The following is a 14339-nucleotide window of genomic DNA, read 5'->3' as shown; positions in this document are numbered from 1 at the left end:
CCGAGATGCATAAATCGATCGCCGACGCCATCATCAGCGAAGAGATGATGATCCCGAGCGACACCGCAGGGATCGAACTCTTCGTTCGCAACAAGCGACGGTCCGACCTGGTCCGGTTCTCGGCCGACAAGACGGTCTTGTTCGTAGCGGGATCGACCTATCCGGCGTCGGCTTCGTTCGACCTTCGCCTGGGTGGCTTGTCCTGGATGGATCATCTGGCCCAGGAGGGCTATGACGTCTATCTCGTCGATGTCCGTGGCTATGGCAGGTCGACCCGTCCGCATGAAATGGAAGCACCGGCGTCCGACAATCAGCCGATCGTGCGCACGCCTGTCGCTGTGCGCGACGTCGCCAGCGCTGCTACGTTCATCCGGTCGCGGCGAAGTGTCGACAAGATCAACCTGATCGGGTGGTCGTGGGGTACGACGCTGATGTCACGCTACGCCTCGGAGAACCTGGCGCACGTCAATAAGCTTGTTCTGATCGCGCCGCAGTGGCTACGGACGACCCCGAGCGCGGCTGATTCCGGCGGCCCCCTCGGAGCCTACCGTATCGTCGAACGCTCGGCGACCAAGAGCCGCTGGCTCAACGGTGTTCCCGATGAGAAGAAGGATGCGATACTGCCGGCAGCCTGGTTCGGTGCGTGGGCAGAGGCGACCTTTGCCACGACCGGACTCGGGCCGGACAAACTGCGTGCGCCGAACGGAACGGTTCAGGACAGCCGGGAATATTGGGCGTCCGGCAAGCCGCTCTATGATCCTACCCTGCTCACGGTACCGGTCTTGATCGTCCACGCCGAATGGGATCGCGACTGCCCGATGGATATGGCGCAGACGGTGTTCAGCAAGCTCTCGGCGGCACCCTATCGCCGATGGGTCGAGATCGGCGAAGGCACCCATTCGGTCTTCATGGAGAAAAATCGCTGGCAGGTCTTCAGTGCTGTCGACGGTTTCCTTGGTGAGCGGCCTGCAGCCTGGAGAGAGCACGCCGCGATTGCCCAGCTCCCGAAATGGTAAGTTTAACGACGTGGCCCCTGACGCGAAGCCCGATCTCTTGTTCTCCCCGAGGCGCCGGCGTCACGGCTGCTGGTCTTACCACATTGAATGAAGCTTCGGACACGAACTCCTAAGGTTCGGACCCGGCGCCTGCCACAAGTCCTGGTTACAGAACTGACTGGAAGCGAACCCGTGCTGGCAGTAGCTCAAACGGTAGGTTTCTGGCCCATGAAGGTCAAAACTGCTTTATCTTTCAATGGGGATTGACTGACACTCTCTCCGCCATTTGCGCGATTCTGTTCGCCACTGCGATCTAGGATACTTACGAACCGCGCAATTCCCGACGTGAATGCCGGGTATATTGCGCGACACAAGCTCCTCGAGGACCATCTCCGCAGTCAGCTGCAGGCGATTGGCCGCGCCCTGTTTGCGGCTTTCGGGCCGTCGCTTACCGACAGCACTGCAAGATTACTGGGACGCGGTACATGCCGACGAGCGACTCAGGATATTGCGATGCGGCCGGTCAATCTGGATGCGGAACAACGGATACGGCAGGCCGCCTAGCATTCCTGCTCTCCGAAGGTGAAGGCCACACGTTCGAATCGTGTCGGGAGTCCCGACAACATCGATGCGTGATTTCGACTGGCTGCTGACAAAGCGAGGCTCATCAAAGACCTACCAAGATTCGGACAACGCAGCCGCGAGGCCGGCGGTTTAGATCGCCCCGCGTGGTCTGCGCTCCATGACGAGATCGGCAGTCGAAGGGATCAGCTGCGCAACCCGATCTAATTGGTAGGTTCAATTCGTGGATAGTGTTTTGAACCTATGACCTTCAGGTTACGTGTCTGAACGTCTCGCCTCATCCGCACCGGTTTCGCACCAGAAACAGCCCGAAACGAACCGTGACGAACGCGATCGAACCCGAACGAAAACGCAGGGAAATCGACAAGGCCGGTCGATAGTCTGCCGCTCATAATGGTTTGGTTGCAAGCTCGAGTCCTGCCGGTGCGGCCGAGGCGCTTAGTTGCTTTCATTACAGGGCAGCGGCTTCATATTTATGGGGTCATGCCCCTCAGGAGTTTATTCCGTGCCGCAAGCTATCTTATCCGCGCAGAGTCGACCTCTACGTTCGCCTGCCGAGCTAGCCTCCATCATCACAACCGTCTATGAGCGCATCGAACGGGACCGGCGCCGCAACTGCTGGATCTATGTGCGGCCCATAGAAGAAGCGCTGGCCGAGGCTGATGCCCTTGTGCAGCGAGCGGAGGAGGGTGAAGTCCTGCCGCTCCTTGGCGTGCCATTCGGCGTCAAGGACAACATTGATGTTGAGGACATGCCAACGACAGCTGCCTGTCCGTCATTCGAATATGTGGCTGCGCAATCGGCCAGATGCGTCGAGAGATTGACGGCCGCGGGTGCGATCTGTCTTGGCAAAACCAACCTAGATCAATTCGCAACCGGACTGTCCGGCACCCGCTCCCCCTATGGTGCCTGTTCCAGCGCTGCTAACGATCTGTATATTTCCGGCGGTTCGAGCTCCGGTTCGGCTGCTGCCGTAGCATCCGGCCATGTTGCCTTCGCTCTCGGCACAGATACCGGCGGCTCGGGCAGGATTCCCGCAGGCTTCAATGGGATCATCGGGATCAAGCCAACCGTCGGCCTCGTCTCATCCCGGGGGCTTGTGCCGAACTGTCCGACGCTCGATTGCCCCTCGATTTTCTGCAATTCCATTGCCGAGGGTCGAATTCTGCTCGGGTTGATCGAAGGATTCGACGACAGCGATCCTTATAGCCGCCAACGGATTGCCTCGTCCTCTCCATCTCCTCGCAAATTCCGGTTCGGCCAGGTCTCTGCCGGTCATCTGAATTCATTCGGAATGCCGGAATGCAATGATCTTTACAGGCAGGCCTGCACGAGGCTTTCGGGACTGGGAGGCCAAGCCAGGCAAATTGACTTCGCGCCTTTCGCCGAAGCCGGTGAAATGCTCTTTTCAGGGCCTTGGATTGCCGAACGTCATGCGGCGATCAGCGCGCTCCTGGACATCGACCATGGAAACCTGCTTGACGTCATCCGCAACGTGCTGAGCGCAGCTGTCCGGTTTTCCGCAATAGATGCTTTCGCCGCGCAACATCGACTCTTGAAGCTGCGACGCCAGATCCAATCGCTTTTCGAGGAGATCGATGTCTTGGTAGTACCTACCGCGCCACGCCCCTTTACGATCTCGGAGATGATGGAAGATCCTATCACGCTCAATAGTCGCCTCGGTTATTACTCTTATTTTGCCAATCTCGTGGACTTGTGCGCGGTGGCAGTTCCCAACGCAACGCTCGGCAACGGCATGCCGATGGGCATCACTTTGCTAGCGCCTGCGTGGTACGACTATGCTCTTCTCGACCTTGCCGAGCGATGGCTGCCCGATGCGAAGGCTGCACTGTTCGATCCAAGAGTATATCCGAAGGCCGCGTCCTAGACGACTTCGAGATCGAGAGCGCGCGGATTGAGGATTACAATCAGGCCTCGGTGATAACGGATGACACCCCTTGCCTGCATGCGGGAAAGCTGCACCGTAACCCATTGGCGTGTTGAACCGATCAGATTGGCGAGATCACCATGTGTGAACGGGATCCCGATCACGATCTCACGGCCCTGCTGCGAGCCGTAGATCTTCGAGAGGAAGACCAACAGACGATGCAACCGCTCGGTCACCGAGCGGGTCCCCAGCATTTGCGCCATGGCCGAATAGCACCGTGCCTTGAAGGCGAGCGCATCCAGCAGCGCGACCGCGATACTAGCCGATTGAAGCGCCAGTGCGCGCAGGGCCGGGCCGGGCAAGAACGTAACCTGGCTCCGTTCCACCGCGACCGAAGACCATACGTGGGCACCAGTACCGAACAGATCCGGGCCGCCGACGAAATTGCCGGCGAACCAGTAGGCCAACGTCACCTCGCGTCCGGAAGGAGCCGCGTAGTAGCTGCGAATACGCCCCTCTTCGATCAGATAAATGCCGTTCTGCAGATCGCCCTGGCGCCAGACATGCTTGCCTGCCTGCAGGACCTCCTCGCGGCCGATGGCGAGGACACGACGCCGGTCAGCCTCACACAACGGATCCAACAAGCTGGGCAGCGACCCGACCAGAGCATCCGATCCCGCCAGCATGATGCCGGTCGTATTCCTGAGACTTGCCGCTGACATCTGCTCGCTCCCTTGCCCGCCGCAAGGAAAGCCATTCAAGAGCCATGCCAGAGCTGTCGTCAGGCGCCTACGCCTTGACTTCCATTTGCTCGAAGGCCCGGCGGCCTTCCGAGCGGATCAGGTCAAGGCAATCCCGCTTGAGGCCGAGATAGGCAGCCTCCGCAACGATGGCGCTGGAGCGCGGTCGCGGCAGACTCACCTGAAGATCCTTGAGGATGCGGCCTGGTCCCGCGCTCATGATCAGCACACGGTCAGAGAGAAGGATCGCTTCATCGATGTCGTGTGTGACGAAGACGATTGTTGCGTTGATCCGCTCGCGGAGCTCGAGCAGATTGTCCTGCATGACCGCCCGGGTCTGTGCATCCAGCGCTCCGAACGGCTCGTCCATCAACAGCACGCGCGGCTGGTTGGCGAGGGCACGGGCAATCGCAACCCGCTGCTGCATGCCTCCAGATAGCGTGTGCGGATATGCCGACGCAAATTTGGTCAGCCCGATCATCTCGATGAGGTCGTCGGCAATCCGCAGCGCCTCCGCTTTCGGCTTGCCGAGGGCGCGCGGCCCGTGCGCGATGTTCCGGCGTACCGATTTCCACGGAAACAGATGTGGCTGCTGGAAGACCATCCCGATCTCGGGTCGTGGTGCGCGCATTGCTTTGCCGGCCATGAGCACTTGGCCCTCGAACGGCCGCTCGAGGCCGGCCATCGCATTCAGGAGCGTGGACTTGCCGCAGCCGGATGGACCGACGATCGAGACGAATTCTCCCTGGGCTACCGCCAGGGATACGCGATCGACCGCGATGACCTGTCCGCTCGGCGCATCGAAGACGATGCTCAAATCCTCGACCCGGATGATCGCCTGACGCGCCGGGGCGGACGGCGAATACGTATCCACGAGCCTGAGCGACTGGTCTGGACGAAGCAGGCTCGGGGTCATCGCCACCACACGGCACGTTCGGCAAGAGCCGCGAAGGAACGGTCGGCGACGAAGGAAAGCAGCCCGAGAGCCGCCAACCCGCCCATGACCTGACCCGTTTGCATGTTCTGTTGCGCAATTTCGATACGGTAGACGATGCCGGCGAACGCTCCCGCCAATTCGGCGGCGACCAGCGTGTAGAAGGAGATGCTTACCGCGGTCCGAAGACCGACCGTGATATAGGGCAGCGCGCCAAGAAGGACGATCTCCCACAGCATCTGTGGCTGCGGCGTGCCGAGCATCTGGGCGGCACGGATAAGTTCGCGGTCGACTTTCTGCACCCCGATGTGGGTCGCGAGCCATACCGTGAAGAACACTCCCCAAACGACCAGGAAAAGCTTGCCTGTCTCCGAGAGGCCAAACCAAAGGATGACGATCGGCACGAAGGCGACGGGAGGAATTGGACGAAGGATGTGAAACAAGGGTGAAAGCAGGCTGGACACCAGCCGAAACCGGCCAGTCAGCACGCCGAGCACGATCCCGCCCGCGGCCCCGATCGCAAATCCCCCGGCCACGCGCGAGAGGCTCGCCATCAGGTCGGCGAAGAACTGTCCGCTGCGAATCCATTCGAGAATGGCGACAGCGACGGTCGATGGCGGCGGAAACAGCACGGCGTTCACGATGCCGGAGCGCGCAACCAGTTCCCACACGCCTGTGAAGGCGGGCACGGAGAGGACGGCGAACAGTACGCTCAGCCGTGCGGTCGCGCTCGCGCTGCTGCGTCTTCCGACACTCACGGGCGCGCCTCCAACGTGACGCGAGCTGGATCGAGCGTCTTCAGCGGCGCCGTCACCAGGACTTTCGAGAAATCGGGCATGCTCGCTCCAGGGGGATGATTGCCGGTCTCGAGCCGCCAGGCAGCATGGGTTTTCAGAGTCGTGAGAATCCTGTCGTCGAGGCGCACACGGTAGACATAGTCCGGCCAGATCGAAGCCATCGTCGCGTTTCATCCCGGTCGCTGTGGCGATGACGTCGATCGCATCATCCGGATGCGCCTTGAGCCAGCCCTCGGCTTCGATAAGGGACGCCAGGAACTTGCTCACGATCGCCGGGTTGGCCGCGAGGTAAGGCTGCGTCACGACAATGTTGAAGGTCTCCGAGTAGAGACCTTTGGTCTCAAGCGGGATCGCGCCTTCGCCAAGAGCCTTCTTCGCATTCGCGACGTGCGGCTCCCACGTATCGAACGCGTCGATGCTGCCGGCCGCCATGGCGGGGAGCATCTCCTGAGGTCGCAGGTTGACGAGCGTCACGTCCTTCGAAGTCAGGCCCGCCGCTTTCAACAGAACCGACGTGTAAACTTCGCTGCCGGTTCCGGCCGTAAAGGCGATTCGCTTTCCACGCAGATCGGCCTTCGTCTTGATCCCGGCAGAAGCCGCGGTCATGGTCTTGAGATCCGAATATTCCATCCCCGCCACGAAGGCGATCGGCTGTTGCGCCATCGCGGCCGCCGTGACCGGCGCCTCGGCAGTTGTCGCGATATCCGCCCCTCCTCCAAGCACCGTATCGAGGCATTGCTTCCCGCTGGTGAAATTGGAGACCGAGATGTCGAGCCCCTGCCTGGCGAAAATGCCCTTCGCATTGGCGACAATCGCCAGTCCCGAGATCGGCCCAAGATTCTGGGCGAGCCGCGCCTTCAGCAATTCTTCGGCGGTCGCGCGCTGAGGCGTCGCAAACAGGAAGGACGCAGTAAGCACGAACACGGCAGAGCGAAGAGCGGTTGTTGATCGCATGCCAAACCCCTGTGATGCCGGCGACCGGAGTGATCGACCGTGACGAGAGGGTCGTCTCAAGACGGGAGACCGTGAAGCAATTAATCGACAAGGCTCGATGCTGTCCAATTTTTGCGCAAGCAGACCAGCTTCCGACTGTGACTGGTGCAATAAATTCATCAAGCTGCTCACACCTTGGGCGCTTCGTAGCCTGCGAGAACGGCGCTCTGCTGGCCTTCGCCAAGCCCTAATCCCGATTCAATCAGAACCGATCGAGCTTTCGATGCCGTTGCGTGCGCGGCGAAACCAGGCCCACGTCTGCCGCGTCACTGCGATGTAGCCTGGGCCCCTGTAGACGATCTGATCGGCGACGATCCCGTTCAGTTTCGGCAGCGCATGGAACGGAATCGAAGGATAGGCATGGTGCTCGACATGATAGGGCATGTTCCATGCAAACCAGCGCACGAACATGGCGGTATAGGTGGTGCGGGTATTCTGGAAGGCGCTGCGCGTACGATCGCAACCGGTGTGTTCGGCAAGGAGATACGGACGCAGAAACAATTGACCGACGAACACGGGGACGACCCAGACCCACAACAGGAACAAGGTGTGCAGCGCGACCGATGCCAGCAGCAGCGCGACGTAGCCTGCCAGATAGAGGCGTGCTTCCCTCACGACAACGCAGCGCTTGCTTTCCGGAATCCAGGGTGACGTGGCGTTGCCGGTCAACGCATGGCGAAGCATCAGCCACACCCGGAAGGCAACTTGCCGCAGACCGCTGTAGACGATCACCAGTTGCGCGTCCGAGGTCGGGATCGGAACCGACAGCAATTCTGGGTCCCTCTTTGGATCCTGCGTATACCGATGATGATCCCAGTGGAACAGGCAGTAATATTCGTAAGGCAAGCCGACCGCGAACGAGGAGAGATGACCGAAGGCGAGATTAAGAGCGCGGCTGCGAAACGCCGTCTTGTGGGCGGTCTCGTGTACCACCATGAACAGGAATGCGACAAAGTAACCTTGGACGACGACCAGCGGCAACGTCCAGACGATTCCGTATCGCGACGAGACCAGCCAGATCAGCGCGCCGACAACGATGATGACGCCGTAGTGGCTGACCGCACGGACCAGACCTCGCCAATTGCACCGCATCGACAACTCGCGCAGCATGGCCGGAGTTAGCGGCTTCTCTCCGGTGGCAGTGATGGCATTGCTCATGATCGTAGTCGCCTCTTTCCGGGATCACGCACTTGACCGTGCTCGTGCGGACGTTGGAATTCGTCAAGCACAGGCCGACCCTAGGGAGCGACGTCGCAATGCAGAAGCAATTAATTTCGCGGGCGTTGGCCGCTCGGCATCCCGAGATTTGCGGCCCTCGCTTCATCGCATCGACCCGGCGACGGATTGGCCGCTAGTGCCGTTATGGGCGGTCAGGTCTAAATCCTATTCCGCGGGCGCTGCGTGCGGCAGATCGACGTGCGCGGTAAGGGTACGCTGACGCCGGTTTTTCCCAGCGAGCGGTGCGTGAATACGAGTCGCGCGGCGTTGCGGGGATTACATCGAGGACCAGTTGGCGCCGAAGCGAGAGTTCGTCGCGGCGCTCATGCCGCCGGTGAAAAATTGACGGATCGGGTCAGTCGCTTCGATGTGCCACGAGAGTTTCGATGAAAAGATCGGGCGTGAAGCGCCGGTTTTCGGCGGTAGCTCGAATGGTGGGTTTTGGCCTAGGAAGAACAAAAATGCTTGATCTTTCAAAGCGGATTGACTGACACTCTCTTCGCCATTTGGTCGATTTCATGCGCCAAACCACGATTTCGCGCGCTTGGGTTCGGTAGCCCATTGCTATGCGTCGACTGCGCCCGCCGCAGATTGGGATATTGGTGCGAGCAGATCGGACATCCGCGCGACCAGAGTATCTCGCAGCGCGCCGACAGAACTCGAACCCGAACCGTGCGCCGAAGAGCAATCAACGTCGGAGGGTCCAAGCCACAAGCGCCACGATCTGTGCTGTCAATACAGCACGACAGTGGCGGAACGATCTCATGATCGCTGATGACCTTGCACTTCATTGATCGTGCTCATTCAAGAGGGATCACCCGAGGGTCGACAAGACATGCAATCTTGCGGTTCAAATCGAAGAGCTTGGATGCAACACCGCGAATCCCCGTCTTCTAACCGGATGTGTCGACGGCCGAGGGCTCAAGGCGTCGGCAGTACGCCCTGTCGAGATCCTCAACCACGATTTGGATCCAAACGAACTGCCGAGTCGTTCCAGGCCCGGCGTAGATCGGCGACCGCGTGACGCCAGGCGTCGCCGTTCCGTCCGCCGAAGCGGCGGACGTAAGCTGGATGGAAAGTGATGCGGAGCGGGTGACCTTCAAATTGGAGCTTTGCCCTGCGCGTCACGCGGATCGATTGCGACTCGCCGAACAGGCGAGCCGCTGTGCTGCCAAGAGCAACGATCACGCCTGGCCTGGAACGCCGAATGTCGATCAGCACTGCTGCGCCAAAGCGATCGACTTCCTCGATTGTTGGGCTGCGATTACGTGGCTTCCGATCTTTGGAATGCGCGATTGGCCGGAAAGGAATGGCGTTTGCCAAACGCACCTGTTGGGGATCGATCCCAGCTTCATCCAGCATCTCGCGCAACGCCCTGCCGGCCGGACCGACAAAAGGCCTGCCCTGCGCAGCTTCCTCTGCGCCGGGTGCCTCGCCAACCACGTAGAGCCGCGGTCGTCGGAACGGGCCTTCAGGCGCGACACGACGGTGATCGAGATGTGTATTGGCGACGCGTGCCTTGGCCATTGGTTCCGGCGCCAAGCCTGGCAATGCAAATGCTCTGGCTCTATCAACTGCCGTCGCGCCACTGATTTCCAACAGCGCCAAGACCGGCCGCCGATTCGCCTTGGAACCGACGGCATTGACGCGAGTTTTCGACGCGCAGGGCTCGTTGAAAAATGGGACGGCGGCACTTACGAAGCCGAGGGCGCGACCAGCGCAGCAGAGAGCGAGCGAACCATGCGAGCAGGCTTGCGGCGAGGACGCATGAGCTTCGTTCTCAAGGGAAGCAAGTTTCGCGGGGCATATTCGCTCGTGCGCCTGAAGAGCCCGACGCAATGGCTGTTGATCAAGACGCATGCGAAAAAGTGACCTCAGGCCAATGCTGGCGACCCTCATCGACGCGCCATTCGATGACAAGGAGTGGATCTTCGAGACGAAATGGGACGGCTTCCGGCTTGTCGCAAAAACCGGAGGCAGAAATGGCTCCCTCTACTCGCGCAATGGCAACGACGTGACCAAGCGTTATGCCCCGGTCGCCGAAGCGCTCGATATCATCAAGCGCAATGCCGTGATTGACGGCGAACTGGTGGCGCTCGACGCGGAGGGCCGATCCCGATTCCAGCTGCTGCAGAACGCGCTGAAAGGCAAGGCGCGTCTCCGCTATTATGTGTTCGATCTGCTCTTCCTCGATGGCCGCGATCTGCGTGGCAAGCCGTTGCTTGAGCGCAAGGGCCGTTTGCACGCCATCCTTACCCGGCACCCACTCGTCCACTACAGCGGACACAGAAAGCGGCATGGCAAGGCGGCGTTCAACAAAGCGCGACGAGCGGGGGAGGAGGGCATCATCGCGAAGCGTGCCGCAAGTCTCTACCACTCGGGCAGGCGCACGAAAGATTGGCTCAAGATCAAGGCCGACCAAGAACAGGAAGCCATTGTCGTCGGCTTCACCGAGCCGCGCGGGAGCCGCCAGCACTTTGGCTCGCTGGTGCTTGGCGTGTACGACAAGGGCAAGCTTGTCTATGTTGGCCACAGCGGTGGGGGATTCCCCCGAGAGATGCTTGCGACGCTGCACGCGCGCATGATGAAGTTGAGGACAGACAAGAAGCCGTTTTCGGACGTTCCGCACGAGGACCAGACCACGTGGATCAAGCCGCGGCTCGTGTGCCAGGTCAAGTTCACGGAATGGACCCGCGAGGGGGAGATGCGCCATCCGGTGTTTCTCGGCATGCGCAGCGACAAGCCCGCGCGGCAAGTCAGACGGGAGCGCGCATGATCGTGAAGCTTACCCACCTCGACAAGACATTCTGGCCCAAGGAGCGATACACCAAGGGTGACGTGATCGCCTACTATGAAAAGATCGCGCCTTACCTGCTTCCTTATCTCAAGAACCGAGCCGAAGTCCTCAATCGCTTCCCCAACGGGATCAAAGGCAATTGCGGACAATGCGTTCCCTGTTGCCATCCGCTAAACGCAATCTGAGCGAATTTGCTTGGATACTGGCTCGCGCGTTAGCGGGCGGGATGCACGTAGTGGGCAGATCCCGCATCACGGGTCTTGGCAGCGCTCCATGGCAGATCCTGCATGTTTTGGTCGAGCTCCTGCTTGAGCGAGAGGTATTGAAGCATATCGGACAAGGCCAGGACGCCGATAAGCCGTCCCTGTTCAACCACGAGCAGACGACTGTGCCGACCGCCCTGCATCCTTGCAAGCGCCTCCAGTGCATCCAGATGCGGAGGGACAATGATCTCCGGCGAGCAGGGGCGCATGACATCAGCGACGCGGCGCTGGGTGGTGTCGGAGGGACCAAGATCGCGGACATCCTTCGCCATGATGCAGCCAATGAGTTCGCCGTCGCGCAGCACGGGGAAAGCCTTGAAGTAATACTTGTAAAAGTAATCCTCGACCAATTCCGCAATGGAAATATCCGGGGCGACGCCGATCGGGTTGCGTTGCATGAGCGTGGAAACGGGAAGCCCGCCGAAGGTGTGGCGTAGCGTCAACTCGTGCCGTGCCGCGCCGGCGGCGCCGTGCAGGAACAAGCCAATAAAGAACAGCCAGACGCCACTGATTGTGCTGCCGGTGATGAATTCCAGGATCCCGTACAGGATCATGGCAAGGCCGAAGAACTCGCCACTGCCGGCGGCAATGCGCGTGGCCCGTCCAAAATCGTTCATCCAGCCCCAAAGGCCAGCGCGCAGCACCCGTCCGCCGTCCAGCGGGAAGGCGGGAATGAGATTGAACAGTGCCAAGATCCAATTGAGGCCGCCAAGGTAGTCGAGCACCCCGAATGCGGCGGGCGAAACGGTCTTCTCGCTTGCGGCAGCGACTAGGAGCAGGATGGTGCCAAGCACCATGCTGGCGATCGGCCCACCGATCGCCATAAGGAATTCTGCCTTGGCGCTGCTCGGCTCCTTGTTCAGTTCGGCGACCCCGCCGAAGATGAATAGCGTAATGCCGGCAATCGGCATGTCGTAACGCCGCGCAATCAGCGCATGGCTCAGCTCATGCAGGATAATCGAGATGAACAGGCCGATCGTGCCTGCGAATCCCATCCACCAGTATGTGGCGGCGGACAAATTCGGAACCGTGCGAGGGAACTCGCCGAGCGCCAGCGTCCAGATCAACAGCGCTGCCAGGATAAGCCAAGAGATGTCGATCCATATCGTGAACCCGGCGAGCGTGAGGATTTTGATCCGGTGCAGGAACATCGCTGCCTCGCAAGCAGTGGCGCTGATGGGAAAACATCGCGTCGAGGGCGCTTGTTCCTAAGGCTGAACACGGCGCATCAGGCCGCTGCACGATGAATGTCGGCGAACGTGATGCCCAGAACTCCGGATCATTGCGGCTCAAGTGCGTCGCGAATTGCCTTCGCATTCCGCTCAAAATCTCTCGGGTCGCCTTTCGCCCTGCCTGGAGCGGGATACAGCCAAATGTGCGCATGCGGCACCTCTTCGCCCATGATGCGGGAATGTATTTCCTCGCAGAACGCGTTCTGCATTGCGCGCGCAACCGTCCGTACGACTTCGAAATACGCGCCAACGTTCGGTACGTCCCAGACCCAGCGCTGGTGCTTCTTTGGGATGATGAGAGTGTGCCCGGGGGATTGCGGGCGAATGTCGAGAAAGGCGAGATGTTCCTCGTCCTCATACACTTTCGCTGACGCAATCTCGCCGCTGACGATTTTGCAGAAAGGACAGTCGATCATGGCTGGGCTCTTTCCCGCGACTGGCGCGGATCGGACGAAATCGGAAAGCGTCGTAACATGTCGAGCACCTCGCCGTCGGAGACCTGCCCGAAATCCCGATAGTAGTAGCCGATGGCGGCGAACGCGGTATGTTCCTCAAGACATACGAAATCATCACATTCTGCGCGCATTTGCGGGACAATCTCGGTCGGTGCAACGGGAACCGCGAGGACGAGCCGGCTTGGATTTCGTTTTCGCGTCGCCTGCAAGGCGGCCCGCGTGGTGGCGCCGGTCGCAATGCCATCGTCGATAACGATTGCCGTCCGACCGGAAATCTCAAGACGTTGACGATCTCCCAAATAGCGCTGACGCCGCCTCTCTATCTCGGCAATCTCCTTGCGGCACTCGGCTTGGAAATCGGCTTCGCTGACGCCTCCGAGCCGAATGACATCATCATTGCGCACCACGATCGGTGCGCCACCATCTACGACGGCACCCATTGCCAACTCGTTTTGGAACGGGACGCCGACCTTGCGAACGATGATGAGATCGAGCGGCGCATGCAGCGCGGCTGCGACCTCAGCTGCCACGGGCACGCCACCCCGAGGGAGCGCCAGAATGGCTGGGTGCTGGTTCCCGTACGTGGCGAGGGGCGCCGCCAACTTTCGACCCGCTTCGATTCTATCTCTGAACGGCATGTCGCTGTCCTGCCTTCGAACCTGCTCCTGGAGCCATAGGAGTGAGGTAACGGGCGAACCATCGTGCTGCGTGGTCTGTCACTTGTTCGAGGGCTCCCGGTTCCGAAAAGAGATGACTGGCTCCCGGAACGATCTCGATTGCCTTGGGTTCTCGAAGCCGCGCAAATGCATCTTGATTGAGTTCGATCACCCCGAAGTCATTGCCGCCGATCACGAAGAGGGTTGGAGCATTGACTTGATCGATTGCATCGCCGGCGAGATCGGGACGGCCGCCGCGTGAGACGATAGCGCCGATTCGGCTGCGGAGCCGGGCTGCTGCCATGAGCGCTGCTGCTGCTCCCGTGCTCGAGCCGAACAGACCTACCGCAAACCGAGCCATGGTCCGGTCCTGATCCAGCCAGCGCACCGCATCGAGCAAACGGTCGGCCAGCAGCTCAATGTTGAATACATTCGCGCGGTTCGCTTCTTCATCGAAGGTCAAGAGGTCCAACAGCAGGGTCGCTAGCGCATGATCATTGAGAGCGGCGGCAACTGCCGTATTGCGCGGGCTGAAGCGACTCGATCCGCTTCCATGGGCAAAGACGACTACGGCACGGCTGCCTTCGGGAATGTGTAATATGCCGGCAAGCCCCCTAGGTGGAATGGAAACGTCCCGGACCTCACTGCTCCGTCCCGGTCGAGCACGAGCAACCATTTTCGCTCTCACTTCTTATTTCCTTTGCTACCAACGGGCGCTGCCAGCTTTGGTTTCGCAGCTCCGGAAGGCCTTCGCGTCGGCTTCGACAAGCCGCCCGGCGACGGGGCGGG

General features: G+C 60.4%; 13 protein-coding genes. 5 read left to right on the top strand and 8 right to left on the bottom strand.

Annotated elements, in window-relative coordinates:
- Positions 1 to 5 precede the first annotated feature (5 nt).
- Both LRP30_RS43445 and atzF read left to right on the top strand, forming a co-directional pair.
- Positions 6 to 1016, top strand: coding sequence for an alpha/beta fold hydrolase (locus tag LRP30_RS43445; RefSeq protein ID WP_249758804.1), 1011 nt, complete (start codon positions 6 to 8; stop codon positions 1014 to 1016).
- Positions 1017 to 2082: 1066 nt separating this feature from the next.
- Positions 2083 to 3465: an allophanate hydrolase gene (gene atzF / locus LRP30_RS43440; protein ID WP_245509258.1), complete on the top strand. Its 1383-nt coding sequence runs from the start codon at positions 2083 to 2085 to the stop codon at positions 3463 to 3465.
- On the opposite strand, the gene LRP30_RS43435 is transcribed toward atzF, so the two are convergent.
- The 4 genes from LRP30_RS43435 to LRP30_RS43420 form a co-directional block, all read right to left on the bottom strand.
- Complete coding sequence (locus tag LRP30_RS43435) at positions 3462 to 4151, bottom strand: Crp/Fnr family transcriptional regulator (RefSeq protein ID WP_244551260.1); 690 nt, start codon at positions 4149 to 4151, stop codon at positions 3462 to 3464. The genes atzF and LRP30_RS43435 overlap by 4 nt on opposite strands.
- 103 nt (positions 4152 to 4254) lie before the next feature.
- Positions 4255 to 5130 (bottom strand): ABC transporter ATP-binding protein, encoded by an 876-nt coding sequence (locus LRP30_RS43430; RefSeq protein ID WP_249758803.1) that lies wholly within the window; start codon positions 5128 to 5130, stop codon positions 4255 to 4257.
- Complete coding sequence (locus LRP30_RS43425; RefSeq protein WP_249758802.1) at positions 5118 to 6800, bottom strand: ABC transporter substrate-binding protein; 1683 nt, start codon at positions 6798 to 6800, stop codon at positions 5118 to 5120. Before LRP30_RS43425 ends, LRP30_RS43430 begins: the two co-directional genes overlap by 13 nt.
- Before the next feature lie 327 nt (positions 6801 to 7127).
- Positions 7128 to 8087, bottom strand: coding sequence for a fatty acid desaturase (locus LRP30_RS43420; RefSeq protein WP_249758801.1), 960 nt, complete (start codon positions 8085 to 8087; stop codon positions 7128 to 7130).
- A 1080-nt stretch (positions 8088 to 9167) separates the two neighbouring features.
- On the opposite strand from LRP30_RS43420, the gene LRP30_RS43415 reads away from it, so the two are divergent.
- Genes LRP30_RS43415 through LRP30_RS43405 form a run of 3 tightly spaced genes read left to right on the top strand, consistent with a single transcriptional unit; the run spans position 9168 to position 11129 of the window.
- Positions 9168 to 10019 (top strand): hypothetical protein, encoded by an 852-nt coding sequence (locus LRP30_RS43415; RefSeq protein ID WP_249758800.1) that lies wholly within the window; start codon positions 9168 to 9170, stop codon positions 10017 to 10019.
- A gap of 10 nt (positions 10020 to 10029) precedes the next feature.
- The gene (gene ligD / locus LRP30_RS43410) at positions 10030 to 10923 is read left to right on the top strand and encodes a non-homologous end-joining DNA ligase (RefSeq protein ID WP_249758799.1); all 894 of its coding nucleotides are present in this window, start codon (positions 10030 to 10032) and stop codon (positions 10921 to 10923) included.
- Complete coding sequence (locus tag LRP30_RS43405; protein ID WP_249758798.1) at positions 10920 to 11129, top strand: hypothetical protein; 210 nt, start codon at positions 10920 to 10922, stop codon at positions 11127 to 11129. Before ligD ends, LRP30_RS43405 begins: the two co-directional genes overlap by 4 nt.
- Before the next feature lie 29 nt (positions 11130 to 11158).
- Here LRP30_RS43405 and LRP30_RS43400 read toward each other — a convergent pair whose 3' ends face one another.
- The 4 genes from LRP30_RS43400 to LRP30_RS43385 form a co-directional block, all read right to left on the bottom strand.
- Complete coding sequence (locus LRP30_RS43400; RefSeq protein ID WP_249758797.1) at positions 11159 to 12358, bottom strand: site-2 protease family protein; 1200 nt, start codon at positions 12356 to 12358, stop codon at positions 11159 to 11161.
- A 128-nt stretch (positions 12359 to 12486) separates the two neighbouring features.
- Positions 12487 to 12855: an HIT domain-containing protein gene (locus tag LRP30_RS43395; protein ID WP_249758796.1), complete on the bottom strand. Its 369-nt coding sequence runs from the start codon at positions 12853 to 12855 to the stop codon at positions 12487 to 12489.
- Entirely contained in the window at positions 12852 to 13532 is a 681-nt protein-coding gene (locus tag LRP30_RS43390; protein ID WP_249758795.1) for a phosphoribosyltransferase family protein, read from the bottom strand. The genes LRP30_RS43395 and LRP30_RS43390 overlap by 4 nt, the downstream gene beginning before the upstream one ends.
- Positions 13516 to 14226 (bottom strand): dienelactone hydrolase family protein, encoded by a 711-nt coding sequence (locus LRP30_RS43385; RefSeq protein ID WP_249758794.1) that lies wholly within the window; start codon positions 14224 to 14226, stop codon positions 13516 to 13518. The genes LRP30_RS43390 and LRP30_RS43385 overlap by 17 nt, the downstream gene beginning before the upstream one ends.
- Between the last annotated feature and the right edge of the window lie 113 nt (positions 14227 to 14339).

It is taken from the genome of Bradyrhizobium sp. C-145 (assembly GCF_023375135.1).
Lineage (GTDB): Bacteria > Pseudomonadota > Alphaproteobacteria > Rhizobiales > Xanthobacteraceae > Bradyrhizobium > Bradyrhizobium zhanjiangense.
Note: the sequence above shows the minus strand (reverse complement) of the source record. Positions and strands in the feature narration are given on the sequence as shown.